At 72.3% G+C, this 25,722-nt stretch carries 22 protein-coding genes; 14 read left to right on the plus strand and 8 right to left on the minus strand.

What is annotated here, in order from left to right:
- From ACFVYL_RS29590 to ACFVYL_RS29600, 3 genes are all read left to right on the plus strand, one after another.
- Window positions 1-684 (plus strand): AIM24 family protein, encoded by a 684-nt coding sequence (locus tag ACFVYL_RS29590; RefSeq protein WP_389721275.1) that lies wholly within the window; start codon window positions 1-3, stop codon window positions 682-684.
- Entirely contained in the window at window positions 681-1,487 is an 807-nt protein-coding gene (locus ACFVYL_RS29595; RefSeq protein WP_389721277.1) for an AIM24 family protein, read from the plus strand. The genes ACFVYL_RS29590 and ACFVYL_RS29595 overlap by 4 nt, the downstream gene beginning before the upstream one ends.
- A 118-nt stretch (window positions 1,488-1,605) precedes the next feature.
- Window positions 1,606-2,082, plus strand: a complete 477-nt coding sequence (locus tag ACFVYL_RS29600; RefSeq protein WP_389721279.1) for a MarR family winged helix-turn-helix transcriptional regulator — start codon at window positions 1,606-1,608, stop codon at window positions 2,080-2,082.
- 31 nt (window positions 2,083-2,113) lie between these two features.
- Here the strand turns inward: ACFVYL_RS29600 and ACFVYL_RS29605 are convergent, their stop codons facing one another.
- Window positions 2,114-3,607 (minus strand): sensor histidine kinase, encoded by a 1,494-nt coding sequence (locus ACFVYL_RS29605; RefSeq protein ID WP_389721281.1) that lies wholly within the window; start codon window positions 3,605-3,607, stop codon window positions 2,114-2,116.
- A complete protein-coding gene (locus ACFVYL_RS29610) occupies window positions 3,604-4,323 on the minus strand; it encodes a response regulator transcription factor (RefSeq protein ID WP_389721283.1) in 720 nt (239 codons plus the stop codon). The genes ACFVYL_RS29605 and ACFVYL_RS29610 overlap by 4 nt, the downstream gene beginning before the upstream one ends.
- A 151-nt stretch (window positions 4,324-4,474) precedes the next feature.
- Here ACFVYL_RS29610 and ACFVYL_RS29615 point away from each other — a divergent pair, with 151 nt between their 5' ends.
- The gene (locus ACFVYL_RS29615; protein WP_389721284.1) at window positions 4,475-5,185 is read left to right on the plus strand and encodes a PepSY domain-containing protein; all 711 of its coding nucleotides are present in this window, start codon (window positions 4,475-4,477) and stop codon (window positions 5,183-5,185) included.
- Here the strand turns inward: ACFVYL_RS29615 and ACFVYL_RS29620 are convergent.
- From ACFVYL_RS29620 to ACFVYL_RS29630, 3 genes are all read right to left on the minus strand, one after another.
- Window positions 5,158-6,396 carry an MFS transporter gene (locus tag ACFVYL_RS29620; RefSeq protein WP_389721373.1) on the minus strand — a complete coding sequence of 413 codons (1,239 nt, stop codon included), beginning with the start codon at window positions 6,394-6,396 and terminating at the stop codon, window positions 5,158-5,160. The two genes, ACFVYL_RS29615 and ACFVYL_RS29620, sit on opposite strands and share 28 nt — an antisense overlap.
- A gap of 193 nt (window positions 6,397-6,589) precedes the next feature.
- Entirely contained in the window at window positions 6,590-7,546 is a 957-nt protein-coding gene (gene meaB, locus ACFVYL_RS29625) for a methylmalonyl Co-A mutase-associated GTPase MeaB (protein ID WP_389721286.1), read from the minus strand.
- Between the two features lie 48 nt (window positions 7,547-7,594).
- A complete protein-coding gene (locus ACFVYL_RS29630) occupies window positions 7,595-8,797 on the minus strand; it encodes an acetyl-CoA C-acetyltransferase (RefSeq protein WP_389721287.1) in 1,203 nt (400 codons plus the stop codon).
- Window positions 8,798-8,935: 138 nt separating this feature from the next.
- Here ACFVYL_RS29630 and mce point away from each other — a divergent pair, with 138 nt between their 5' ends.
- The 8 genes from mce (at window position 8,936) to ACFVYL_RS29670 (ending at window position 19,746) form a co-directional block, all read left to right on the plus strand.
- Entirely contained in the window at window positions 8,936-9,376 is a 441-nt protein-coding gene (gene mce / locus ACFVYL_RS29635; protein ID WP_389721289.1) for a methylmalonyl-CoA epimerase, read from the plus strand.
- Window positions 9,377-9,615: 239 nt separating this feature from the next.
- The gene (gene scy, locus ACFVYL_RS29640; RefSeq protein ID WP_389721291.1) at window positions 9,616-13,587 is read left to right on the plus strand and encodes a polarized growth protein Scy; all 3,972 of its coding nucleotides are present in this window, start codon (window positions 9,616-9,618) and stop codon (window positions 13,585-13,587) included.
- A 182-nt stretch (window positions 13,588-13,769) separates the two neighbouring features.
- Window positions 13,770-14,705 carry a cellulose-binding protein gene (locus ACFVYL_RS29645; RefSeq protein WP_362364906.1) on the plus strand — a complete coding sequence of 312 codons (936 nt, stop codon included), beginning with the start codon at window positions 13,770-13,772 and terminating at the stop codon, window positions 14,703-14,705.
- A gap of 121 nt (window positions 14,706-14,826) precedes the next feature.
- Window positions 14,827-15,819, plus strand: a complete 993-nt coding sequence (locus ACFVYL_RS29650) for an ATP-binding cassette domain-containing protein (RefSeq protein WP_389721292.1) — start codon at window positions 14,827-14,829, stop codon at window positions 15,817-15,819.
- Window positions 15,820-15,822: 3 nt separating this feature from the next.
- The gene (locus ACFVYL_RS29655) at window positions 15,823-16,593 is read left to right on the plus strand and encodes an ABC transporter permease (protein WP_389721294.1); all 771 of its coding nucleotides are present in this window, start codon (window positions 15,823-15,825) and stop codon (window positions 16,591-16,593) included.
- Between the two features lie 47 nt (window positions 16,594-16,640).
- Window positions 16,641-17,468, plus strand: coding sequence for a hypothetical protein (locus tag ACFVYL_RS29660; RefSeq protein WP_389721296.1), 828 nt, complete (start codon window positions 16,641-16,643; stop codon window positions 17,466-17,468).
- A gap of 110 nt (window positions 17,469-17,578) precedes the next feature.
- Window positions 17,579-18,769 carry an ABC transporter ATP-binding protein gene (locus ACFVYL_RS29665; RefSeq protein WP_389721298.1) on the plus strand — a complete coding sequence of 397 codons (1,191 nt, stop codon included), beginning with the start codon at window positions 17,579-17,581 and terminating at the stop codon, window positions 18,767-18,769.
- A 188-nt stretch (window positions 18,770-18,957) separates the two neighbouring features.
- Entirely contained in the window at window positions 18,958-19,746 is a 789-nt protein-coding gene (locus tag ACFVYL_RS29670) for an ABC transporter permease (protein ID WP_389721375.1), read from the plus strand.
- A gap of 21 nt (window positions 19,747-19,767) precedes the next feature.
- On the opposite strand, the gene ACFVYL_RS29675 is transcribed toward ACFVYL_RS29670, so the two are convergent.
- The gene (locus ACFVYL_RS29675) at window positions 19,768-20,100 is read right to left on the minus strand and encodes an ATP/GTP-binding protein (protein ID WP_389721300.1); all 333 of its coding nucleotides are present in this window, start codon (window positions 20,098-20,100) and stop codon (window positions 19,768-19,770) included.
- A gap of 208 nt (window positions 20,101-20,308) precedes the next feature.
- Here ACFVYL_RS29675 and ACFVYL_RS29680 point away from each other — a divergent pair, with 208 nt between their 5' ends.
- Window positions 20,309-21,343, plus strand: coding sequence for an LLM class flavin-dependent oxidoreductase (locus ACFVYL_RS29680; RefSeq protein WP_389721302.1), 1,035 nt, complete (start codon window positions 20,309-20,311; stop codon window positions 21,341-21,343).
- Window positions 21,344-21,416: 73 nt separating this feature from the next.
- Here ACFVYL_RS29680 and ACFVYL_RS29685 read toward each other — a convergent pair whose 3' ends face one another.
- Window positions 21,417-21,809 (minus strand): SCO5389 family protein, encoded by a 393-nt coding sequence (locus ACFVYL_RS29685; protein ID WP_389721304.1) that lies wholly within the window; start codon window positions 21,807-21,809, stop codon window positions 21,417-21,419.
- A 253-nt stretch (window positions 21,810-22,062) separates the two neighbouring features.
- Here ACFVYL_RS29685 and nucS point away from each other — a divergent pair, with 253 nt between their 5' ends.
- Window positions 22,063-22,734: an endonuclease NucS gene (gene nucS / locus ACFVYL_RS29690; RefSeq protein ID WP_361722504.1), complete on the plus strand. Its 672-nt coding sequence runs from the start codon at window positions 22,063-22,065 to the stop codon at window positions 22,732-22,734.
- A 301-nt stretch (window positions 22,735-23,035) separates the two neighbouring features.
- Here nucS and ACFVYL_RS29695 read toward each other — a convergent pair whose 3' ends face one another.
- Window positions 23,036-25,537, minus strand: a complete 2,502-nt coding sequence (locus ACFVYL_RS29695; protein WP_389721306.1) for an ATP-binding protein — start codon at window positions 25,535-25,537, stop codon at window positions 23,036-23,038.
- Between the last annotated feature and the right edge of the window lie 185 nt (window positions 25,538-25,722).

Genomic DNA, 25,722 nt, shown 5'->3' on the forward strand with positions numbered 1-25,722 from the left:
ATGCCGTTCAGGGAGATCAATTCGAAGATGGTCGAGGCGACGGTGCAGCCGGGCACCAAGATCTTCAGCCAGCGCGGCGCCATGCTCGCCTACAAAGGGGACGTCTCCTTCACCCCCAGCATCCAGGGCGGCCAGGGCGGCCTCGCCTCCATGATCGGCCGCCGGGTCGCGGGCGAGGCCACTCCCCTGATGACCGTCGAGGTCCCCCAAGGTCTCAATGACCGGGGAGGTACCCCCGCCGCCACCGTCCTCTTCGGGCACGGCGGGCACCACATCCAGGTGATCGGCCTCTCCGGAGACACCCTCTATGTGGAGGCGGACCGCCTGCTCGCCTTCGACGGCACGCTCCAGCAGGGCACGATGTTCCTGGGCGCGCAGGGCGGCGTCATGGGCATGGTGCGCGGACAGGTCAGCGGCCAGGGCCTGTTCACCACGACTCTGAAGGGCCACGGCGAGGTCGCCGTCATGGCGCACGGCGGCGTCATCGAGGTGCCGATCACTCCGCAGCGTCCCGTCCACGTCGACCCGCAGGCGTATGTCGCGCACCACGGCGACGTGCGCAACAAGCTCTCCACGGCGCTCGGCTGGCGCGACATGGTGGGCCGCGGCTCCGGAGAGGCCTTCCAGCTGGAGCTGTCGGGGAACGGCGCGGTGTACGTCCAGGCCTCGGAGGAGAAGCTGTGAACCCCCACGTCTCGACCCCCGCGGGAGCGCCCGCCGTCTTCGACCCCATCACGCTGCCGAGCGACGACAACGTCAACCCGTACACCTTCTGTGTGGAGCTCAAGGCGAGCCAGTGGTTCCTGCAGAAGGGGAAGATGATCGCCTATTACGGGCGGATCGACTTCAACGGCGTCGGGCACGGCCGTCTCGACCGCCTGGTCCGGACCAGTTTCCATTCGCCGCTGCACGCAAGCGACTGGGTCGTGGCGGACGGCCAGGGCAAGATGCTCCTCGCCGACCGGGCCTTCGACGTGAATTCGTACGACCTGACGGAGGGCAACCTGACCATTCGCTCCGGCAACCTCCTCGCTTTTCAGCCAACTCTCGCGTTGAAGCAATCCATCGTTCCGGGCTTTCTGACGCTCATCGGCACAGGCAAGTTCGTCGCCGCTTCGAACGGCCCGGTGGTGTTCATGGAGCCGCCGATCCGCGTTGATCCACAGGCGCTTGTGGGGTGGGCGGACTGCCCTTCACCCTGCCATCACTACGACCACGGATATCTCACCGGAGTGATCGGGGGCATGCGAGCGCTGACCGGCATCGGCGGCACTTCGGGCGAGGAGCACCAGTTCGAGTTCGTGGGCGCCGGCACGGTGCTGCTCCAGTCCTCGGAGGCACTCATGCCCGAGCAGGCGGCGGGAGCAGTGCCGAACCAGGCGGGCGTGCCCGGCGGACAGGGTGCCCCGGGCCAGCCGGGTCAGCAGCCGGGGACACCGCGCCTTCCCGGACAACTGGGGGACCTCCAGCGTCGCTTCGGGCTGTGAGCGGTAGTCTGCGGAGTGTGACGGCGAACGCCTGTGCCCCTCCGAGAGGCAGGGGTTGCGAGGCGCGTCACAGCCCACCATTCGTTCACCTTTCAACTTCTTAGGTAGAATCGATTCCATGGAGACCGAGACGGCCCCGCAGTGGCTGACCGACGAGGAACAGTGCGCATGGCGCACCCACGTGGAGGTCAACAGGATGCTGACATATCAGCTCGAAAAGGACCTTCAGCCGTTCAACCTGACCATGAACGACTACGACATTCTCGTGTATCTCTCCGAATCGGAAGAGCTGCGGATGCGGATGAGTGATCTTGCCGCCGCCACCCTGCAGTCCAAGAGCCGCCTGTCCCACCAGATCACCCGCATGGAGAACGCGGGTCTGGTGCGCCGTGAGAACTGCGAGTCCGACCGGCGAGGCCTCTACACCGTACTCACCGAGGAGGGCATGGAGACCATGCAGAAGGTGGCTCCACACCACGTCGCCTCCGTGCGGCGGCACTTCGTGGACCTCATCTCCGACGAAGCACTCGAGGATCTGCGCAAGGCCCTGACCCCGATCGCGGAACACCTGCGCTCCCAGCGCGGCAAGCCCTGACCCGCTCCGCCACGGCCGGCCGCGGCACCCCTCAATCCGCCGACGACTGAGGGCTGGGCAGCCGGAGTTCGAAGAGCGCACCACCGGACGGCGCCTCCCGCACCACGAGCGTGCCGCCGTGCCGTACCGCCACGTCCCGCGCGATGGCGAGGCCCAGACCGGCCCCGCCCTCGTCGCGGGTGCGCGCGTCGTCGAGCCGTACGAACCGCTCGAAGATCCGCTCCCGTTCGCTCACCGGCACGCCGCTGCCGTCATCGGCCACCTCCAGGACCGCCCAGGCACCGTCGGTCCGGGTGGTGACCGTGACGCGGGAGCGCGCGTGCCGCTGGGCGTTGTCCAGCAGATTGCCGAGCACCCGCGCCAACTGACCGCGCGAGCCCGCGACCTCGACGCTCTTCAGATCCGTGTGCACGTCGACGTGGTCCCGGGTCCGCTGCGAGATCTCCTCGCGGACGAAGGCTGCCAGGTCGGCCCGAGCGCCGCCCGGCTTCTCCCCCGCGTCAAGGCGGGCAAGGAGGAGCAGGTCCGCGGCGAGCCCCTGGAGCCGCACGGTGTCCTCGACGGCGCCGTCCACATCCAGCAACTCCGGGTGCGCCGCGCCCACTTCGAGCTGGGTGCGCAGTGAGGCGATGGGGCTGCGCAGCTCGTGCGAGGCGTCCGCCACGAAGCGCCGCTGGCGCTCCACCGAGGTCTGCAGGGCGGTGAGCGTCTCGTTCGTGGTGCGGGCGAGGCGGGCGATCTCGTCGTGCGTGTCCGGCTCGGGCACGCGGCGCGCCAGGTCCTCCGACGCGGTGATCGCGGACATCTCCGCGGTGATCGCCGCCACCGGGCGCAGAGCGCGGCGCGTCACCAGCCAGGTCACGCCGGCGACGACCGCGAGGAGCAGCGGGAAGCCGATCAGCATGGACGTCAACGCCGTGGAGACCGCGCTCTGTTCGCTGGAGAGCGAGCCGCCCGCGTAGACGGTGAGGTCGCCCCTGGACCCGGTGCTCACCTCGACGGCGGCGAAGCGGAAGTCGGAGGTCTCGCCGTCGACGGTGGCGGAGCCGTTGGTGAACCTGGTCTCGTCGTCGACCTCACCGACATCGGCGGAGTCGTCACCGCTCTCGTCCTTCTCCCCCTTCTCCCCCTTGTCTCCTTTCTCCGCCTTCTCTCCCCTCTCCCCGCTCTCGGCGTCCGCGTGCTCCGGCGCCCGGGAGGCGGGGACGGGCTTGACCGCGTCGACGCCGGTTCCGCTGATCTTCTCCAGGTCGTCGCCGGCCGCGACCAGCCTGCCCTCGTCGTCGACGACCTGGACCGGCTCGTCCTCGTCGTCCGGCAGGTCGAGGTCGGCGTACGGCCGGTCGGCGACGAGCTGTGAGGCGACCTTGCGGGCGGCGGAATCGGCCCGCGCATCCGCCTGGTCGACGAGGTTGGCCCGCAGCGAGAGGAGCACGGCGGCGCCCGCGGCGACCAGGGCGAGGGCGACGACCAGGCTCGCGCCGAGCGTGGCCCTGGCCCGTACGGAGCCGAACAGTTTCCTCATCGCGGGGCCTCCAGGCGGTAGCCGGCGCCGCGCACGGTCTTGATCAGGGCCGCGCCGAGCTTGCGCCGCAGCGTGCTCACGTACACCTCGACGATGTTGGGATCGCCCTCGTACGCGAAGTCCCAGACGTGGTCCAGGATGTCGCCCTTGGAGACGACCTCGCCGGTCCGCAGGACCAGCTGCTCCAGGACCGCGAACTCCTTTGCCGTGAGGGTGACTTCGTCCTCGCCGCGGAAGACACGGCGGGCGGCCGTGTCGACCTTGAGGTCGCCGAGGGCGTGCACCGGGGACGGGCCCGCGGAGCCGCGGCGGCGCAGCAGCGCCTTCACGCGGGCGACGAGGACGACGTACGAGAAGGGCTTGGTGAGGTAGTCGTCGGCGCCCGTGTCGAGCCCTTCCGCCTCGTCGTACTCGCCGTCCTTGGCGGTGAGCATCAGGATCGGCACCTCGTGGCCGGCCGCGCGCAGCGTGGAGCAGACGCGGTAGCCGTTCATGCCGGGCAGCATGATGTCGAGGACCACCAGGTCGTACGTGCCCTCGCTCGCCCGGTGCAGTCCGTCGACGCCGTCGTGGACGACGTCGACGGAGTACCCCTCGGCGGTCAGGCCCTTGGCGAGCGACAGGGCGAGCCGCTTTTCGTCCTCAACGATCAGGAGTCGGTAGGTGTGGCGCGTGGCGCCTCCGGCGGGGCGGTGGTGGGAGGCGGGTGGGCGCATGCGTTCAGGGTGGCAGAGCGAAGCTGAAGAGTTCTTCAGGCGGCTTCAGCGTGGGTTCAGGATCGCTCGGCCAGATTGGTCCCTGTCGAAAGCGAACGGCAGCGGCCCCCCGGCCGCCGCCCGCGTCGCCCACTTCCTCGGGAGGACCCTCATGAAGCGCAACATCGTGATCGCCACCGTCGCCGCCGCGGCCCTGATCGGAGGCGGCACCGCCACCGCCTTCGCGGTCGGCGGTGACGACGACGGCGCCGCGGGCACGTCGAGCGTCCAGCTCAAGGACAACGCCCGGGACAACGACTCCGACGACGCCCGCGACGACGACTCCGACAACGCACACGACGACGCCGACGACGCCGCGGAGAACACCGCCGAGGCAAAGGCCGCGAAGGTGACGGCCCCCGACGCCATCAAGGCAGCCCTCGCCCACACCAAGGGCACCGCCGTCTCCGCCGAGCTCGACGACGAGGACGGCGGCCTGGTCTGGGACGTCGACGTCCTCAAGGGCAGCACCTGGCACAGCGTCGAGGTCGACCCCGGCACCGGCAAGGTGCTCGGCTCCTGGGTCGACAAGGACGACGACGGTGACGATGCCGCCGACGCCGCCCGGGTGAACTCCGCGCTGAAGGGCGCCTCCGTCAGCGCCGCGGACGCCGCGCGGGCCGGTGCCGGCAAGGGCACGGTGACCTCCGTGGACCTGGACGACGACGGCAAGGCGGTCGCCTGGAACGTGGAGACGACCGGCGCCAAGGGCGCGGAGTCCGAGTACAACGTGGACCTGAAGACCGGCAAGGTCACGCCCGACCACGACGACCGGGACCACGACGACCACGACGGTCAGGACGACGACGGCTCCGACGACTGACGTACGGCGACCACTTCGGCCACGGGGGCGGCGTCACCGACGCCGCCCCCGGCGCGTCGCGGTCTCCGCAGCGTGGCGAGGGCCGCCAGGACGGGGGCGAGCGCGGCCCCCACGAAACACCAGGCCAGCGGGGCTCGGCCCACCATGGCGCCGATCGCGGCCGCGCCGACCGAGAGCCCCGCGTTCACCGCCGTGTTGACCCAGGCGCCCGCCTGGGTGCGCAGCTCCGGGGCCACGGACGCGTCCGCGATCAGGTAGGCGGTGGTCAGCGCCGGGGCCACGAAGAGTCCGGCGCAGGCCGCCACCCCGACCAGGGCGGGCAGCCCCGGCGCGAGCCCCGCCGCGGCCGAGAGCAGGCCGAGGGCCACGGCGAGCACGGGCAGCCGGGACCGGGCCGACGAGCGCCAGGGCACGGCGCCGTACAGCAGACCGCCCACGGCGCTGCCCGCGGAGAACGCGGCCAGGACCCAGACCACGGCGTCCGGCCGCCCCGCCCGCTCGGCGAAGGCCACGAAGAGCAGTTCGAGGGCGCCCACGCAGAGGCCGACCCCGGCCACGACGACGACGGGCTGTGCCGCCCCGCGCCCCGCGGCGCGCCCACCGCCCCCGCCGCCCCCGACGGCCTCGCCGCGCCGCCTCCCCTGGACGGCCGGGGACGCGAGAAAGGCGAGCGTGCCGGTCCAGATCAGCGCCGCGCTGACCGCGATGCCCGCGGCGGCGGGCCCGACCTGGACGATCAGCCCCACGAGCAGCGGTCCCGACACGAACAGCAGCTCCTCCGCCACTCCGTCCAGGCTGTACGCGCGCTGCAGCAACCGCCGGTCACCGTCCAGGAGTTCGGCCCACACGGTACGCATGACGGGGCCGAGCGGTGGCGTACAGGCTCCCGCGCACGCGGCGAGGACGCCGAGCCAGACCGGGGCCGTGCCGGGCCGCCAGGTCGCGAGGGTCAGGGCGGCCAGGAGCGCGGCGTACAGCGAGACCATCGGCGCGAGCGCGCGGCGCGGCCCGTGCCGGTCGACGAGCGCGGCACGGGCGGGCGAGAGCAGGACGTTGGTCGCCCCGAACAGCGCGGCGACGGCCCCCGCCACGGCATACGAACCGGAGGCGTCCCTGACCGCCAGCATCAGGGAGAGGGAGACCGTCCCGTACGAGAGACGGGCGGGCAGGACGGTGGCGAAGGCGCGCAGGGCATGCGGGGCCCGCAGCACGGCGAGATACACGGAAGGGTTCCTCTGGACTCGAAGAGGCACAAGGGGTCACCGGAGTCCCGCGTGGGCCACGGTCGTACGTGGCGAGCGCGGGCGGGGCGGGCCCTATGCCAAGAGGAGGAACACGGGGGCACAGTATCCGTCGGGATGCCGCCCCGGCACCCCTATTTTTCCGTGGGCCGCCAGAAGGGCCCTAGCTCTCCGTCAGCCCCTCGACCAGTTCGTCGGCCGCCGTGTACGGGTCCAGCTCCCCCGCCACGATCCGCTCCGCGAGCGCGGACAGCCTGAGGTCGCCGTGCAGGGAGCCGATCCGCTCGCGCAGCGTCGTGACGGCGATCGTCTCGACCTCGCGGGAGGCGCGGGCGACCCGGCGCTCCGCGAGGACGCCCCGCTCCTCCATCCACGCCCGGTGCTTCTCAAGCGCCTCGACGACCTCGTCGATGCCCTCGCCGCGCGCCGCGACCGTCTTCACGATGGGCGGGCGCCAGTCACCGGGGCCGCGGGACTCACCGAGGCCCAGCATGTGGTTCAGCTCGCGGGCGGTCGCGTCGGCGCCGTCGCGGTCGGCCTTGTTGACGACGTACACGTCGCCGATCTCCAGGATTCCGGCCTTCGCCGCCTGGATGCCGTCGCCCATGCCGGGCGCGAGGAGGACGGCCGAGGTGTCCGCCTGCGAGGCGATCTCCACCTCGGACTGTCCGACGCCGACGGTCTCGACGAGGATCACGTCGCAGCCCGCGGCGTCCAGGACGCGGATGGCCTGCGGCGCGGCCCACGCGAGTCCGCCGAGGTGGCCGCGTGTGGCCATGGAGCGGATGTAGACGCCGGGGTCGGACGCGTGGTCCGACATCCGCACCCGGTCGCCGAGGAGCGCGCCTCCGGAGAAGGGGGACGACGGGTCGACGGCGAGGACGCCGACCCGCTTCCCGGTCCGCCGGTAGGCGCTCACGAGCGCCGACGTCGATGTCGACTTGCCGACACCCGGCGACCCCGTGAGGCCGACCACGTACGCGTTGCCCGCGAGCGGCGCCAGCGCGGCCATCACTTCGCGCAGCTGCGGCGACGCCCCCTCGACCAGTGAGATCAGCCGGGCCACGGCCCGCGGCCTGCCCTCGCGGGCCTGCGCCACGAGAGAGGGGACGTCCTGCATCACAGCTCCGTTCACTACGTACGACTCACTGCGGCGGCCAGGCGGAGGCTAGGCCCTGGCCACCTTCACGATCAGGGCATCGCCCTGACCACCGCCACCGCACAGCGCGGCCGCACCCACGCCACCGCCGCGCCGCCTCAGTTCCAGGGCGAGGTGCAGCACGACACGGGCACCGGACATCCCGATCGGGTGACCCAGGGCAATGGCGCCGCCGTTGACGTTCACCCTTTCCGAGGACACGCCGAGGTCCTTCATTGACTGCACCGCGACGGCGGCGAAGGCCTCGTTGATCTCGATCAGATCGAGGTCCGATACCTGCAGGCCCTCCTTCTTCAGGGCGTGCAGGATCGCGTTGGACGGCTGCGACTGCAGCGAGCTGTCGGGTCCCGCCACATTGCCGTGGGCGCCGATCTCCGCGATCCAGGCCAGGCCAAGCTCCTCGGCCTTGGCCTTGGACATGACCACGACCGCGGCCGCGCCGTCGGAGATCTGCGAGGCCGTGCCGGCCGTGATCGTGCCGTCCTTGCCGAAGGCGGGGCGCAGCTTGCCGAGCGACTCGGCCGTGGTCTCCGGGCGGATGCCCTCGTCCTGGGCGAAGAGGACCGGGTCGCCCTTGCGCTGCGGGATCTCGACCGGGGTGATCTCGGCCTCGAACAGGCCGTTCTTCTGCGCCGCGGCGGCACGCCGGTGGGAGAGCGCGCCCACCTCGTCCTGCTCGGGGCGGCCGATGCCGAGACGGGTGTTGTGCTTCTCCGTGGACTCGCCCATCGCGACGCCGTCGAAGGAGTCGGTCAGGCCGTCGTACGCCATGGAGTCGATCATTTCGATCGCGCCGTACTTGTGGCCCTCGCGGGACTTGGGGAGCAGGTGCGGGGCGTTGGTCATCGACTCCTGGCCGCCCGCCACCACGATGTCGAACTCGCCGGCGCGGATCAGCTGGTCGGCGAGCGCGATGGCGTCGAGGCCCGACAGGCACACCTTGTTGATGGTGAGTGCGGGGACGTTCATGGGGATGCCCGCCTTGACGGCGGCCTGGCGCGCCGGGATCTGCCCTGCCCCGGCCTGGAGCACCTGGCCCATGATCACGTACTGGACCTGGTCGCCTCCGATGCCCGCGCGCTCGAGCGCGGCCTTGATCGCGAAACCCCCCAGGTCCGCACCCGAGAAGGACTTCAGCGAGCCGAGGAGGCGGCCCATGGGCGTTCGTGCGCCCGAGACGATCACTGAGGTGGTGCCGGTCGTTCCTGCCATGTGCGACGACCCCTTGGGAGGAGAGGAGTTAACGAGGGTTTATCTGAATGTACTGAGCAGTACCCCCGCCGTCACCGGGCGGCAGGTGTGATCGCGCGCACGTTGCGTAATCACTGCGTCAAGCGCTGCACTTGAAGCATGCTGACGCGAATCGATCACATCGGGATCGCCTGTTTCGACCTCGACAAGACCGTCGAGTTCTACCGCGCGACGTACGGATTCGAGGTGACCCACAGCGAGGTCAACGAGGAGCAGGGCGTGCGTGAGGCCATGCTCAAGATCAACGACACCGGCGACGGAGGCGCCTCCTACCTCCAGCTCCTTGAGCCGACCCGCGACGACTCCGCGGTCGGCAAGTGGCTGGCCAAGAACGGCGAGGGCGTCCACCACATCGCCTTCGGCACCGCCGACGTGGACGGCGACGCCGCGGCCATCAAGGACAAGGGCGTACGCGTGCTCTACGAAGAGCCCCGGATCGGCTCCATGGGGTCACGCATCACCTTCCTGCACCCCAAGGACTGCCACGGAGTCCTTACGGAACTTGTCACTTCGGCACCCTCCGAGGCACCGGAGCACTGACCTCCGTATATCTGGGCCGGTAGGGTGAGGGGCGGCCGTCCGAACTTCAGGGCGGCCGAGTGCCGGGGTCCGGGTTTCGGGGGACGAGCGTCGGGGCAGCAGCCCATGCTCCGCTGTTGATCTGACACCATTCACCCGGGGGCCCCGTTCGGCGGATGGACGGAGCTCGTTGGAGAGACTTGCGACCAGGGTTGGGGTATCCCCTGCTCGTAGAGCTTGGGGAAGGATGGGACCGCGCAGTGCGGGGCTACGAACGCCAAGAGAACTCGCGGGCTGAGACCGACAGTCTGTCGCGGTTCGAGGCCGAGATGGACCGGCTGAAGACCGAGCGGGAGAAGGCCGTCCAGCACGCCGAGGACCTCGGCTACCAGGTCGAGGTGTTGCGCGCCAAGCTGCACGAGGCGCGCCGCAACCTCGCGTCCCGTCCTGCCTACGACAGCGCGGACATCGGGTACCAGGCCGAGCAGCTGCTCCGCAACGCCCAGATCCAGGCCGAACAGCTGCGCGCCGACGCCGAGCGCGAGCTGCGGGACGCCCGGGCGCAGACCCAGCGCATCCTCCAGGAGCACGCCGAACAGCAGGCCAGGCTCCAGTCCGAGCTGCACACCGAGGCCGTGACGCGGCGCCAGCAGCTCGACCAGGAGCTGAACGAGCGCCGGCAGACCGTCGAGTCGCACGTCAACGAGAACGTGGCATGGGCCGAGCAGCTCAGGGCCCGTACCGAACAGCAGGCCCGCCGTCTCCTGGACGAGTCGCGCGCCGAGGCCGAGCAGTCCCTCGCCGCCGCCCGCGCGGAGGCCGCCCGCGTCGCCGAGGAGGCCCGCCAGCGCCTGGCCGGGGACGCCGAGGCGGCCCGCGCCGAGGCCGAGGCGATCCTGCGCCGCGCCCGCACGGACGCCGAGCGCCTCCTGAACGCCGCGTCCACGCAGGCCCAGGAGGCCACCGACCACGCCGAGCAGCTGCGCTCCACCACGGCGACCGAGTCCGAGCAGGCGCGCCGCCAGAACGCCGAGGCGAGCCGCGCCGCCGAGCAGCGCATGGCCGAGGCCGAGACGGCGCTGCGCGAGGCGCGCAGCGAGGCCGAGAAGGTGCTCGCCGAGGCCAAGGAGACCGCCACCAAGCAGCTCTCGGCCGCGGAAGGCGCCAACGAACAGCGCACGCGCACCGCCAAGGAGCAGGTCGCCCGGCTGGTCGGCGAGGCCACCAAGGAGGCCGAGGCCGCCAGGTCCGAGGCCGAACAGCTGGTCGCCGACGCTCGCGCGCAGGCCGAGAAGCTGATCGCGGAGGCCGCCGAGAAGGCGCGCACGATCACCGCCGAGGAGACCGCGGGCCAGCTCGCGAAGGCCGCGCGGACCGCCGAGGAGGTCCTCGACAAGGCCTCCAAGGAAGCCAAGGAGACGACGAAGGCCGCCACCGAGGAGGCCGAGCGGATCCGCTCCGAGGCGGAGACCGAGGCGGACCGGCTGCGTGCCGAGGCGCACGACATCGCCGAGGAGCTCAAGGGCGCGGCCAAGGACGACACCAAGGAGTACCGCGCCAAGACCGTCGAGCTGCAGGAGGAGGCGCGCCGGCTGCGCGGCGAGGCCGAGCAGCTGCGGGCCGACGCGGTCGCCGAGGGCGAGCGCATCCGGGGCGAGGCGCGGCGCGAGGCGGTCCAGCAGATCGAGGAGGCGGCCAAGTCCGCCGAGGAGCTCCTTGCCAAGGCGAAGGCCGACGCGGACGAGCTGCGCACGGCGGCGACCGCCGAGAGCGACCGGGTCCGCACCGAGGCCGTCGAGCGCGCCACGGCGCTGCGCACGCAGGCAGAGGAGACCCTGGAGCGCACCCGTGAGGAGGCCGAGCGGCACCGCGAGGAGGCCGCCGAGCAGGCCGAGACGACGAAGTCCGAGGCCGAGGAGGCCGCGCGGGCGCTGCGCGAGGAGACCGAGCGGGCCATAGCGGCGCGTCAGGCCGAGGCCGCCGACGAGCTGACGCGGCTGCACACGGAGGCCGAGGAGCGTCTGGCCGCCGCCGAGCAGGCGCTGACCGACGCCCGCGCGCAGGCCGAGCGCATCCGCAAGGAGGCCACGGACGAGACGGACCGGCTGCGCATGGAGTCCGCCGAGCGGATCCGCACGCTCCAGTCGCAGGCCGAGTCCGAGGCGGAGCGGCTGCGCACGGAGGCGGCCGCCGATGCCTCGCAGGCCCGCGCGGAGGGCGAGAACATCGCCGTACGCCTGCGTTCGGAGGCCGCCGCCGAGGCCGAGCGGCTCAAGACCGAGGCGCAGGAGACCGCCGACCGCGTCCGCGCGGAGGCCGCGGCAGCCGCCGAGCGGGTCGCCGCGGAGGCCGCCGAGGCGCTGTCCGCCGCCCAGGAGGAGGCCGCCCGTCGCCGCCGCGAGGCCGAGGAGACCCTGGGCTCCGCGCGCGCGGAGGCCGATCAGGAGCGTGAGCGCGCCCGCGAGCAGAGCGAGGAGCTCCTCGCGTCCGCCCGCAAGCGCGTGGAGGAGGCGCAGGCCGAGGCGGTCCGCCTCGTCGAGGAGGCCGACCGCCGCGCGAGCGAGACGGTCTCGGCCGCCGAGCAGCACGCCCAGTCCGTACGGGACTCCGTGGCCGGCCTGCACGAGGCGGCGCAGGAAGAGGTCACGGGCCTGCGCTCGGCCGCCGAGCACGCCGCCGAGCGCACGAAGACGGAGGCGCAGGAGGAGGCCGACCGCGTCCGCTCCGATGCCTATGCCGAGCGGGAGCGCGCCACCGAGGACGCCAACCGCACCCGGCGGGAGGCGGCGGAGGCTTCGGAGGCCGCGAAGTCCCTTGCCGAGCGCACGGTTTCGGAGGCCATCGCGGAGGCCGAGCGGATGCGCTCGGACGCCTCGGAGCACGCCCAGCGGGTGCGCACGGAGGCATCGGACACCATCGCGCAGGCCGAGCAGGACGCGTCCCGCACGCGTGCCGACGCCCGCGAGGACGCCAACCGCATCCGCGGCGACGCCGCGAGCCAGGCCGACCAGCTGATCGGCGAGGCCCGCAGCGAGGCCGAGAAGCTGCAGAACGACACGGCCGCGGAGGCCGAGCGCGTCCGTACGGAGGCCGCCGAGCAGGCCGAGCGGCTGCGTGCCGAATCGACCGCCGAGGCCGAGCGGCTCACCGCGGAGACCGCCGCCGAGGCGGAGCGGCTGCGCGCGGAGTCCGTGGCGAAGGCCGAGAAGCTCATCTCGGACGCCTCCGGCGACGCGGAGCGGCTGCGTGCCGAGGCCGCCGAGACGGTCAACTCCGCGCAGCAGCACGCCGAGCGGATCCGCGGCGAGTCCGAGCGCGTCAAGGCGGACGCGGCCCGGGAGGCCGAGCGGCTCACGTCCGAGGCGCGCGACGAGGCCGAGCGGACCCTCGACGAGGCCCGCCAGGCCGCCAACAAGCGCCGCCAGGAAGCCGCCGAGCAGGTCGACAAGCTCATCACTGAGGCGGCGGCCGAGGCCGAGAAGCTGACCGCCGACGCCCAGGAGAAGGCGTTGAAGGCGACGACCGACGCCGAGGCGCAGGCCGACACGATGGTGGGCGCGGCCCGCCAGGAGGCCGAGCGGCTGGTCGCCGAGGCGACGATCGAGGGCAACTCCCTGGTGGAGAAGTCCCGTACGGACGCGGACGAGTTGCTCGTCGGCGCCCGCCGCGACGCGACCGCCATAAGGGAGCGCTCCGAGGAGCAGCGCGACCGCCTGACCGCCGAGATCGAGCAATTGCACGACCGCGCCCGCCGCGAGTCCGCCGAGGCGATGAAGTCCGCGGGCGAGCGCTGCGACGCACTGGTCAAGGCCGCCGAGGAGCAGCTCGCGGAGGCCGAGGCGAAGGCCAAGGAGATGGTCGCCGACGCCAACTCCGAGGCGAGCAAGGTCCGTATCTCCGCGGTGAAGAAGGCCGAGGCGCTCCTGAAGGAGGCCGAGACGAAGAAGGCCGCGCTGACGCGCGAGGCCGAGCGGATCAAGGCCGAGGCGGAGGCGGAGGCCACGCAGACGGTCGAGGAGGGCAAGCGCGAGCTGGAGGTCCTGGTCCGGCGCCGCGCGGACATCAATGCGGAGATCTCCCGTGTCCAGGACGTGCTGGAGGCGTTGGAGTCTTTCGAGGCCCCGACGGGCGGCGCGAAGTCCGGGCCCAACAGCGGCTCCGGAACCGGTGGCGTCAAGGCCGGGGCCGCGGCGGGGTCGACACGTTCGGGTGGCAAGCAGTCGGAGGGCTAGCCAAAGAGCATCTCGCGTGCTCTGTAAGGACCTTTGGCCCTGTCGCTGGCAAGTACTCTGGCGGTTAGCCACTCAAAAGGGGTGTCATTCTCCAGATCAAACGGGCATCTGCTCGATGACACGCCGCCTGGACCCCTAGGATTCCCTCTATCACCTCACCGGTCTCATTCGACAGGAACCCCATGAGCGACACTTCCCCCTACGGCTTCGAGCTTGTGCGGCGTGGGTACGACCGCGCTCAGGTGGACGAACGTATCTCCAAGCTCGTCTCCGACCGTGACAGCGCTCTCGCCCGTATCACTGCTCTGGAAAAGCGCATCGAGGAGCTGCACCTCGAAACGCAGAACGCCCAGGCCCAGGTCGCCGACGCCGAGCCGTCGTACGCCGGTCTCGGTGCCCGCGTCGAGAAGATCCTCCGCCTCGCCGAGGAGGAGGCGAAGGACCTGCGCGAAGAGGCCCGTCGCGCGGCCGAACAGCACAGGGAGCTCGCCGAGTCCGCGGCCCAGCAGGTGCGCAACGACGCCGAGTCGTTCGCCACCGAGCGCAAGGCCAAGGCCGAGGACGAGGGCGTCCGGATCGTCGAGAAGGCCAAGGGCGAGGCGAACGCGCTGCGGGCCGAGGCCCAGAAGGACGCGCAGTCCAAGCGTGAGGAGGCGGACGCCCTCTTCGAGGAGACCCGCGCCAAGGCCGCCCAGGCCGCCGCGGACTTCGAGACGAACCTCGCCAAGCGCCGCGAGCAGTCCGAGCGTGACCTGGCCTCCCGTCAGGCCAAGGCGGAGAAGCGCCTCGCGGAGATCGAGCACCGCGCGGAGCAGCTGCGTCTGGAGGCGGAGAAGCTGCGCACGGACGCGGAGCGCCGCGCCCGGCAGACCGTCGAGACCGCCCAGCGCCAGGCCGAGGACATCGTGGCCGACGCGAACGCCAAGGCGGACCGCATCCGGTCGGAGTCCGAGCGCGAGCTCGCGGCGCTCACCAACCGCCGGGACAGCATCAACGCGCAGCTGACCAATGTGCGCGAGATGCTGGCGACGCTCACGGGTGCGGCGGTGGCCGCCGCCGGTACGCCCGCCGACGACGAGCCGGTCTCCCGGGGAGTCCCGGCGCAGCAGACCCGCTAGCGAGTACGGGACCCGCGGACCGGCTGTGGCTGGGCGCGCGGTTCCCCGCGCCCCTGACAGGGGCGCCAGAGCCCCCTGCTCTCCAGTGGCAGGGGGCCCTGTCACGTTTTAGCGTTGCCGCATGATCGAGCTTGAGGGGCTGACCAAGCGGTACGGCGAGAAGGTCGCCGTCAACAACCTGACCTTCACCGTGCGCCCCGGCCTGGTCACCGGCTTCCTGGGCCCGAACGGTGCCGGGAAGTCCACGACCATGCGCATGCTGCTCGGGCTCGACAACCCCTCGGCCGGTGACGTCCGCATCGACGGCAGGCACTACTCCCAGCTGAAGGACCCCCTGAAGTACATCGGCGCCCTGCTCGACGCCAAGGCGATGCACGGCGGCCGCAGCGCCTTCAACCATCTGCTCTGCCTCGCGCAGAGCAACGGCATCCCGCGCGGGCGCGTCAGCGAGGTCCTCGACACCGTCGGCCTGAGCGCCGTCGCCAAGAAGAAGGCCAAGGGCTTCTCGCTCGGCATGGGCCAGCGCCTGGGCATCGCGGGCGCCCTGCTCGGCGACCCCGAGATCCTGATGTTCGACGAGCCGGTCAACGGCCTCGACCCCGAGGGCATCCACTGGATCCGGAACCTCATGAAGTCCCTTGCCGCACAGGGCCGTACGGTCTTCGTCTCCTCGCACCTGATGAGCGAGATGGCGCTCACCGCCGAACACCTCGTCGTGATCGGCCAGGGCCGCCTCCTCGCCGATCTGTCGATGTCCGACTTCATCCGGCAGAACTCCCGGTCGTACGTCAGGCTGCGCTCCCCGCAGCGCGAACGCCTCCTCGACGTGCTGCACGAGGCGGGCGTCACCGCCGTCGAGGCGGGTGACGGGGCCCTGGAAGTGGACGGGGCGGCCGCCGAGCGGCTCGGTGAGCTCGCCGCGGGCCACGGGCTCGTCCTCCATGAACTGAGCCCCCAGCAGGCCTCGCTCGAGGAAGCCTTCATGCAGCTCACCGCGGAGTCCGTGGAGTACCACGCGCACGCGGACCACGAACGCGGCGGACCGCCGCCGAGCGCCGCGGGGCCGGCGGACACCGGCTGGGGCGAAGGCTGGCAGCAGCGGAAGGACGTCTGAGCGATGGCCGCGACGCAGGTTCTGAAGTCGGAGTGGACCAAGATCCGCTCGGTCTCGTCGACCGTCTGGACGCTCGGCCTCGCCGTCGTCGTCACGGTCGCGCTCGGCGCCTTGATCAGCATCCTGTCCAAGAACGACTACGACAGTCTGGACGCCAAGGACCGGCTGACCTTCGACCCGACCTTCATCAGCTTCGCCGGGATGTCCCTCGGCCAGCTCGCGATGATCGTGTTCGGGGTGCTCGTCGTCTCGAACGAGTACAGCACCGGCATGATCCGCACGTCGCTCGCGGCGGTGCCGCAGCGCGCCACGTTCCTGTTCAGCAAGATCGGCGTCGCGACCCTGCTGGCGTTCGCGGTGGGCCTGGTCACCAGCTTCCTCACGTTCTTCGTGGGGCAGGCGATGCTCGGCCCGTACAAGGCCCGGCTCGGCGACCCCGGCGTGCTGCGCGCGGTGCTCGGCGGCGCCCTCTACATGGCGCTCATCGCGATGTTCTCGATGGGCGTCGCGGCGATGCTGCGCAGCCCGATGCTCTCCCTCGGCATCCTGATGCCGTTCTTCTTCCTGATCTCCAGCATCCTCGGCAACGTATCGGCGACGAAGAAGATCGGCCGCTTCCTGCCCGACCAGGCCGGCAGCAAGATCATGCAGGTCAAGTCGCCCTTCGACGACGACACCCCGTACGGGCCGTGGGGCGGTCTCGCGATCATGGCGGTGTGGGTGGTGGCGGCGCTGATCGGTGGGTACGTACTGCTGAAGAAGAGGGACGCGTGAGGGCAGCGTCCCGCAGGACGTACGGCCGCGGGGCCACAGGGGGGCGTGTGACGGCGCAGGACCACGGACTCGCGGCGCTCGGTCTCGACGGGGTGCCCGCCCTGCAGCCCCTCACCTACCCCGGCCTCCCGGTCACGGTCCCCTCCCTGCTGACCGGTGCCGAGCTGCTGCCGCTCCGGGCGCGGCGGGGCGGGCTCGGCGCGTGGACCGTCGGCGGCGGCCGCCGCCCCCACCGCCCGCTGGACGAGGTCCTCGCCGGCCTCGGCCGGACGCCCGTCGCCGGGCGGCTGCCGGTGATCGCCGTCGGCTCGAACGCCTCCCCCGGACAGCTCTCCCACAAGCTCACCCGGCTCGGCATCCCCGGCGCCGTGCCGATGGTGCCCGTGCGGCTGCGCGGCATCGGCATCGGCTGCTCCGCGCACATCGGCCGCGCCGGGTACGTGGCGGCCGCCCCCTACGGCGCCCCTGAGGCGCGGGCCGCCCTCGTCGTGTCCTGGCTGGACGGGGCCCAGCTGGCCGCGGTCGACGCCACGGAACTCCCCAACTACCGGCGGGTCCGGCTCCCGGGCGACGCGTACGGGATGACCCTGCCCTCCGGCGAGCGGCTCGGCGAGGCGTACGTCTACGTCAGCGCGCGCGGCCTCCTCGCCGACCCGGTCACCGGAGCGCCGCGGCCCGGCGGCGGCGACCAGGCGGTCCTGCTCGACGCCCTGCTCGACGCGTCGCCGCGGCTGCGCGAACTGCTCGGGCCCGACGCGGCGACCTGGGTGCGGCGGGCGGCCGCCGACCCGGAACTGCGTGCCCGGGGCACTCTCCTCTTCGCAGAGGAGGGCTGGGTGCTGCCGTGGACGGAGCTCCCGGTTCCGCCTGGCTGAGCCCGGCCGTTTTACTCGCTCTTGGCTGGAACCGTCAGCTCCCCGTTATCCTCCTAACCCTTACGGGGGCGTGTGCCCCGACGTCCTGAACCATTCGATGGGTGCGGAGAATGATCGAGGCAGTCGGCCTGACGAAGCGCTATGGCGCCAAGACAGCCGTGTACAACCTTTCCTTCCAGGTGCGGCCGGGTACCGTCACCGGCTTCCTCGGGCCCAACGGCTCCGGCAAGTCGACGACGATGCGCATGATCCTCGGGCTCGACGCGCCCACCACCGGGCAGGTGACGATCGGTGGCTATCCGTACCGCAAGCTCCCGAACGCCCCCCGCCAGGTCGGTGCGCTGCTCGACGCCAAGGCCGTGCACGGCGGCCGGCACGCCCGCAACCACCTGCTCTGCCTCGCGCAGCTCTCCGGCATCCCGGCCCGCAGGGTCGACGAGGTGCTCGGCGTCGTGGGGCTGCAGGACGTGGCGAAGAAGCGCTCCAAGGGCTTCTCGCTCGGCATGGGCCAGCGCCTGGGCATCGCCGCGGCGCTCCTCGGCGACCCGCAGGTGCTGCTCTTCGACGAGCCGGTCAATGGCCTCGACCCCGAGGGCATCCTCTGGGTCCGCAACCTGATGAAGTCGCTCGCGGCCGAGGGGCGCACGGTCTTCGTGTCGTCCCACCTGATGAGCGAGATGGCGCTCACCGCCGAGCACCTGATCGTCATCGGCCGCGGCCAGCTGCTCGCCGACATGAGCGTCAGGGACTTCATCTCGCACAACTCCGCGGACTTCGCGCGGGTGCGCACGCCGGACAGCGAGCCCGAGCACCGCGAGAAGCTGACGGCCCTGCTGACCGAGGCGGGCGGCCAGGTACTGCCCGAGCAGGACGGCGCGCTGCGCGTCACCGGTCTGCCGCTTCCCCGCATCAGCGACCTCGCGCACGGCGCGGACGTCCGCCTGTGGGAGCTCTCCCCGCACCAGGCCTCGCTGGAGGAGGCGTACATGCGGATGACGCAGGGTGCCGTCGACTACCGCTCCACGGTCGACCAGCGCGCGGGCCTCCAGCAGGAGATGCCGCCCGGCGCCATGCCCCCCGGCGCGCTGCCGCAGGGCGTGCCGGTGCCCGGCCAGGGCCAGCCCGGCTGGTACGCCCCGCCGCCGCCCCAGCAGGGCGGCCAGCCCTTCGCGATGCCCCAGCCGCAGGGCGCGCCCGGGACGCCGAACCCCTACGCCACGGCGCCCCAGCAGGCCCCGGCGGCTCCCCCCGCAGCCCCCGCCCCCGACATGACCAAGCGCGACAGCGAGGACCAGCGATGACCACGCCTCCGACGCCGCAGCAGCAGCCGCAGCCGCAGGCACAGCCCCAGCAGGCGTACGCACAGGCAGGCGCCCCGGTGCAGGGCGCCCCGGTGCAAGGCGCCCCGGTGCAAGGCGCTCCGACGCAGGGCGCCCCCGCGGCCCCCGCGCCCGCCGCCCCCGCGCCGCCCTCCGCCTGGCAGCAGGCGATGGCCAACGCCTACACCTCGCCGATCCCGGTCAAGAAGACCCACCTCGGCAACGCCCTCGCCTCCGAGTGGACGAAGATCAAGTCGGTCCGCTCCACGATGTGGACGCTGGGCATCTTCCTGCTCCTGGTCATCGGCATCGGCCTGCTCGCCGTGGCGAACACCGACCCGGCCGACTACGCGGACATGCCGTTCACCGTCCCGGCCTTCTTCGGCCTGATGCTCGGCCAGATCTGCCTGATCACGCTCGGCGTCCTCGTCACCTCGTCCGAGTACGGCACGGGCATGATCCGCCCGACGTTCACCGCGTCCCCGCAGCGCCACCGCGTCCTCACCGCGAAGATCCTGATCTTCTTCGTGGTCGCCTTCGTCGTCTCGGCCGGCTCCATCCTGTTGGTGGGCCTGGCCGGGTCGGCCGCGAACAGCGGCCCGGAGGCGGGCGACCTGCCGTGGGCGGGCACGGTCTTCAAGGGTGGCCTGTACGTCTCGCTGCTCGGCGTCCTCGCGCTCTGCGTCGGCTCCATGCTGCGCCACTCCGCGGGCGCCATCACGGCGATGCTCGGCGTGGTCCTGGTGCCCGCGATCCTGCCCGGGTTCCTGATGATCTGGAAGAGCACGGAGCCGCTCGGCGAGAAGATGAACGACTACAACGCCATCACCGCCCTCGCCAAGATCTTCGGCGCGGAGGACACGGGTGGCAGCGGCGGCGCGCAGCTGGCGCTGCTCCTCGTCATCACGGCGGCCGCCGTCGCGGGCGCGTTCGCGCTCCTGGAGAAGCGCGACGTATAGCCGGAGCCGGCCGGACGGGCGTCAGTACCTCGGCGCGTTACGGGACCGCTGCACCCGCGTGGTGCGGCGGTCCTTCGCGTTCCAGCACGCCTTGTGCCAGTGCCTGCGCTCGTCCACGCCCGAGTGCTCGGGCCAGGCCACCACGTGCGCGAGGGCCGAGGGGATCTCCTGGTCGCAGCCGGGGCAGCGGTACCGCTTGCCGGCCGCGCTGGCGCCCGCGACGTGCCGCACGCTCCACTGCTCGCCCTGCCAGCTGACGGTGTTCTGGAAGCCGCCGTAGCGGCCCGGCGGCTCCGCGTCCGCGGACGCCCTCGGCTCTCCGGCGCCCTTGGGGCGGTTGCGACGCGGGGACACGAAACACCTCACGGGCTGTACGGCGGTCAGGAGGGTGACCAGCCTACGCGCCGCGCCGCGGGGTACCCGTCGCCTTCCGGTGCCCTCCGGCCCGCCCGCTGCACGGAAAATCAAACAATCTTCACGCCAGGCCGTGCCTTTGGCACGTGTCACACGTTGTTGCGCGTAGGGGGAGTGCCTGCGTCGGCGCCAAGGAGGCAGGAGTTCGATGCGTGTAGGTAGTTTTGTTCTGGCCGCCCAGTTTCCCGGCCAGGGGCAGGGGGAGGCGCTGCACCGGGCGGTGCGGTCCGCCGAGGTGGCGGAGGAGGCGGGCCTCGACTCGGTCTGGCTCGGCGAGCACCATTTCGTTCCGTACGGCACGTGCCCTTCGGCGGTGACCCTCGCGGCGCTGCTCCTCGGGCGGACGCGGCGGATCCACGTCGGCACGGCCGTGAGCGTACTCCCGACCGCGCACCCCGTGGCGCTCGGCGAGCAGGCCGCGTTGCTGCACGTGACGTCCGGCGGCCGGTTCTCGCTCGGCGTCGGACGCGGCGGCCCGTGGGTGGACCTGGAGGTCTTCGGGGCCGGCCTGGAGGCGTACGAGAAGGGGTTCCCCGACTCCCTCGACCTGCTCCTGAAGTGGCTGAGCGAGGCCCGGGTCGAGAGCCGGGGCGAGCGGTTCGCCTTCCGCGAGGTGGCCGTCGTACCGCGCCCGCAGGAAGCCTTGAACGGCGTGGGCGACAGCGGTCCCGAAGTGATCGTCGCCTGCACCTCGCCGTCGAGTGTGCGGCTCGCCGCCCAGCGCTGCCTGCCGATGCTCCTGGGCATGCATGTGGGCGACGACGAGAAGGCCGAAATGGTGGCCTTGTGGAATCGGCACGCACGTGCTGCGGGGCACGGGCCCGAGGACATCGCCGCGGCCTCGCACGTCTCCGCGGGCGTCGCCCAGATCGCGGACCGGCGTCTGGAGGCCGCGGAGACGTTACAGAAGGCCATGCCCGGCTGGCTGAAGCAGGGGCTGGACGCCCATGTGACCGTGGACGGCCGCCACCGCGCCATGCGGGACCCGCTGGCCTACACCGAACTGCTCTGCGGGCTGCACCCCGTCGGGACCCCGCAGGTGTGCGCCGACCGGCTCGCCGCCACCTCGGAGCGCACCGGCATCACGCGTTTCGCCCTGCTCGTGGAGGGCTCGGGCGACCTCTCGGCCACCGAGGAGAACGTACGGAGGCTGGGCGCCGAGGTACTGCCCCAGCTCGGCTGAGATCCGCCGTCGACCGCGGAGCCGCCGCTCCGGACTGAAACACCTCCCGCGTCCGGAGCAGCGGCAACATACGTCAGCAGTCCCGGAGTTCGGGTGACTGGTTGAGCAGCTGGCCGCGGATCGAGGTGAAGCGGGCGAGCCGGTCGTCCACTGACGCATCCAGCGGGAAGACGGCCACGCGGTGGCAGTTCTGGAAAGCCAGACGCACACCGAAGTGCCGCTGCAGGGCCCCGCGAATCGCGTCACTCGCGAGAGCGCGCAGCAGCTGGCCACGGGCCTGCTCGTCCGGCGGCGGAGTCCGGTTGTCGGCGAACTCGCCGCCGTCGACCTTCAGCTGGGCCACCAGGGAGCTGATCATCTCCCATGCGTAAGGCAGGGAGGTCCGGACGCAGTCGACGAATTCTGCTTCGTCGACCTCGCCTCGCTCGGCCTGTTCCAACAGTGCCGGTGAGACGTCGAGCGACATGGGTTCTCCTCTCGCACCCCCGGGGAGCGGGGGCTTACGGACAGGGATGGGGTCCGCCTACGCAGCGTGCACGGATGACGACCTCTTGCTTCTACGGTAGGCACCGCGCGGTGACCGCACCAGGAGATTGGGCGCATAACCGGCCAGGATCGAACGGGTTCATCGGCGGACAAGTCGCGCGGGGCGGGGGCGGCCCGGGGTGCGTGACGGGCGAATCGCGTGCACCGCCCCGAGTCGAGTAGCGTTGCGCCCCATGCGTCTCGTCATTGCCCGATGCTCCGTGGACTACGCGGGCCGGCTCACCGCCCACCTCCCCTCGGCCCCCCGCCTGATCCTCGTGAAGGCGGACGGCAGCGTCTCCATCCACGCGGACGACAGGGCCTACAAACCGCTCAACTGGATGTCGCCGCCCTGCACCTTGAAGGAGGGGACAGGGGACGACACCGGTGTGTGGACCGTCGTGAACAAGGCGGGCGAGAAGCTCATCATCACGATGGAGGAGATCCTGCACGACTCCTCGCACGAGCTGGGCGTCGACCCGGGCCTCATCAAGGACGGCGTGGAAGCACACCTTCAGGAGCTGCTCGCCGACCGGATCGAGACACTGGGCGAGGGGTATTCACTCATTCGTCGCGAGTACATGACCGCGATCGGCCCGGTGGACATCCTCTGCCGCGACGCCGACGGGCAGACCGTCGCCGTCGAGATCAAGCGGCGCGGCGAGATCGACGGCGTCGAGCAACTCACCCGCTATCTGGAGCTGTTGAACCGCGACCCGCACCTGGCGCCGGTCAAGGGCATCTTCGCCGCCCAGGAGATCAAGCCGCAGGCACGCGTTCTCGCCACGGACCGCGGCATCGGCTGCGCCGTCCTGGACTACAACGCGCTGCGCGGCATCGAGGACGACAAGCTCCGGCTGTTCTGACATCGCGTACGCCGGTACGGGCGTGAAGGAGGGCCGGGTCCTGGTGGACCCGGCCCTCTTCGCGTACGCGGGCCGCTCAGAGCCTGTGTCATATCCCCGGTCGGATCAGCGGGCGTCGTCTGGTGCGTGCGATCGCAAGGCGCCGGGAAGTCCTCGATGGGGGTCCCCCGGGCCCTTAAGGCCTGGGGGAGGAGCTACTAGGGCTTTTCGGCAACGCGGATGGGGGTCCCCCCGCGCCGTTCAGGCGTGGGGGAGTGCGTGCCAGACGACGCCCGCCCGGCCGGGGATATGACACAGGCTCTCAGGCCGCCGACGGGCCGCCCGAGCCGCTCGGGGAGCTCATCGTGCTGTCGCTCGCCGAGTTCGAGGTGTCGGGCGAGGCGGGCGGGTCGGCGCTCGGGGGCGTCGAGGACGGCGTCGGCGTCGGGTCGTCGGACGTCGGCGGGTCCGTCGGGTCGTGCGAGGTCGGCGGGTCCGACGGCTCGGTCGGCTTGCCCGTGGGCTCGGTGGGCTTGCCGGTCGGCTTGGTCGGCTTGCCCGTGGGCCCGGTCGGCCCGTCCGACGGTTCACCGCTGTCGCTCGGCTTGCCGGAGGGCGCGCCGCTGTCGCTCGGCGCCGGGGCGCCCGCGCTGCCGGTGGCGCCGTCCCTGCCCGGGCCGGCGGGGCGGCTCGTGGAGTCCTTCTGCGGCTTGTCGGCGGTCAGGCCGTCGTCGCCGTGGTCCTCCTTCGCGGACTGCTCCGTGGTGACCTTGTCGCCGTCGGGCGTGTCGTTGTCGGACGTGGCGCCGAGCGTGACGACGGTGCCGAGGACGGCGGCGAGCAGGGCTCCTGCGCCCGCCGCGACGAGGTTGCGCCGGGTGCCGCTGATGATGGAGCGGCGGCTCGGCGCCGGCCCCGAAGCGGTGGTGGCGGCCGCGGGCGCCACCTTGCTGGTGACCAGCGTGTCGGGTTCCGCGGGCGGTTCGGGCAGCGCGAAGGCGGCGGGGACGCCGCCGGGGGGCGACGCCGACTCCTCGTAGCGCGCGTCGGGGACCTCCTCGGCCGCGGCGGTGCGGCCGCCGGGCAGCGCGGCGCCCGAGCGGTCGGCGACCAGCGCGAGGGCCCGGCGACCGGAGATCATGCCGCGCTTGTCGGCGAGCGCGCCGCGCAGCCCGATGGAGGCCTCCAGCTCGGCGCGGGCCCGGTCGAGCTGCCCCGCGCAGAGCGCGAGGATCCCCAACTCGTGGTGGAAGTACGCCTCTTCGGCGACCTCGCCCGCGTTGCGCGCCGCCTCCTGGCCGGATCGCAGGGCGCGCTCCCAGGCGGCCCAGGCGAGTCCTCCGGCGAAGGCGGGCGCGGCGGTGCGGGCGAGCAGGACGGCGGCGCCGCTCTCCGTGGCGACCAGGGCGGCGAGCGCGGCCTGCACGGCGTCGGCCTCTGCGGCGACGCGCTCCGGGGTGACGGAAGGGTGCCCGGCCCACCAGGCGTAGTGCTGGGCGGCGGCCAGGGCGTGGGCGGGCGCGTCGTCGGCGTACCCGACGGCCTCCAGCTGGGCGCGCACCCCGGCGGCGAGGCGGTAGTGCGCGCCGACCGGGGTGACCAGGGCGCAGCTCACCAGCTCGGCGAGGGCGGCGTCGGCGTGGGTGTGGCCCACCAGGGCGGGCAGGTGGGCCTGGTGCGGCAGTTCGCCGCCGAGGGCGACGGCGAAGGTCAGCGTGGCGCGGGCGGACGGGCTGAGCCGCGAGGCGAGCAGGGCGGCGGGCGCGGCTCCGTCGGCGAGCGAGGGCAGTGGCACGTCCGGTGCGCCGTCGGCGTCGAAGGGCGCGTCGCCGGCGGTGTCCGCGAAGTAGCCGAACTCCTCGAAGGCGTGCGGGTCGGCGCGCAGCTGGTCGCGCTGGCGGAGCAGGGCGCCCGCCTGGACAAAGCGCAGCGGCAGCCCTTCGGACTCGAACCACAGGTCGCCCGCCCAGTTGGCCTCCTCGTCGTCGAGGACGCGGCCGACGGCGCGCTCCAGGAGCTCGAGGCCGCCGCCGCGGCCGAGGCCGCCGAGGAAGACCTCTTCGAGGTGGGAGTCGGCCGAGGGCGCCGCCACGTCGGGTGTCGCGGAGATCAGGAAGGCGCACTCGGGCGTGGCGTCGAGCAGCTCGTCGAGTCCGGCGCCGCCGAACTCCAGGTCGTCCAGGACGACGACCGCGCCGATGTCGTGGACGAGGTCGAGCAGCAGGGCGCGATCGGGGCGGTGCAGCGGCGCGTCGTGGACGGCCGCGAAGAGGTCGTGGAGCAGCTCTCCGGGTGTCCTGCGGTAGCCGGAGAGGCGGACGACGCCGTCGGGCGCGAGGTCCGCGCAGTCGTCGGCGACGGCGTTCAGGAGCGCGGTGCGCCCCGATCCCGCGGGCCCGGTGAGCCGTACGGAGCGGCCGCGCGCGAGGAGGCGTGCGAGGCGCTCGCGCTCCTCCTGGCGCTCCAGGAGCGGCAGCCGGGGCAGCGCGGGCCCCGGCGGCACGGGCGGCAGCGCGGCGCGGCGCAGCTCGGCGCGTTCGGCGGCGGACCGCTTGGCGGGCCGCTCCGGCCGCTCTCCCCCGCTCCCGGCTTCGCTCGAGCGGGAGGTGCCCCCGGGCGGGAGGGGTTCGATCTCGCTGCCGTCGACGGGGTTGACGGTGACCAGGAAGTCGCCCGAGACGAGCTGGACGGTGCGGGCGAGCGCCGGTGTCTGCTGGCCGAAGTCGGGCGTCATGGGGTCGCGTGGCGGCCGCCCGGGGCGCGCCGCGTCGTCGTCGGTGCCGTCCTGGCCGTACTCTTCGGGTCCCCGGTTCATCGGGTCCATGGTCCTAGCCCCCCAGATGCGTGGTGTGCAGAGCCCCCTCCGGCCTTCGTGCACACTGCGCTGTCGCTTCTGGTCCGGTGCCCCCGTGCGGGTCCGTATATCGGTGGGCGACCGAACCCTAGACCTTTGCTCAGTATCTACGGGAGGGCGGGGTACCGCCCCGTCCGAGACGTCACGGGTTCGTG

Source organism: Streptomyces sp. NPDC058308 (assembly GCF_042880275.1).
Lineage (GTDB): Bacteria > Actinomycetota > Actinomycetes > Streptomycetales > Streptomycetaceae > Streptomyces.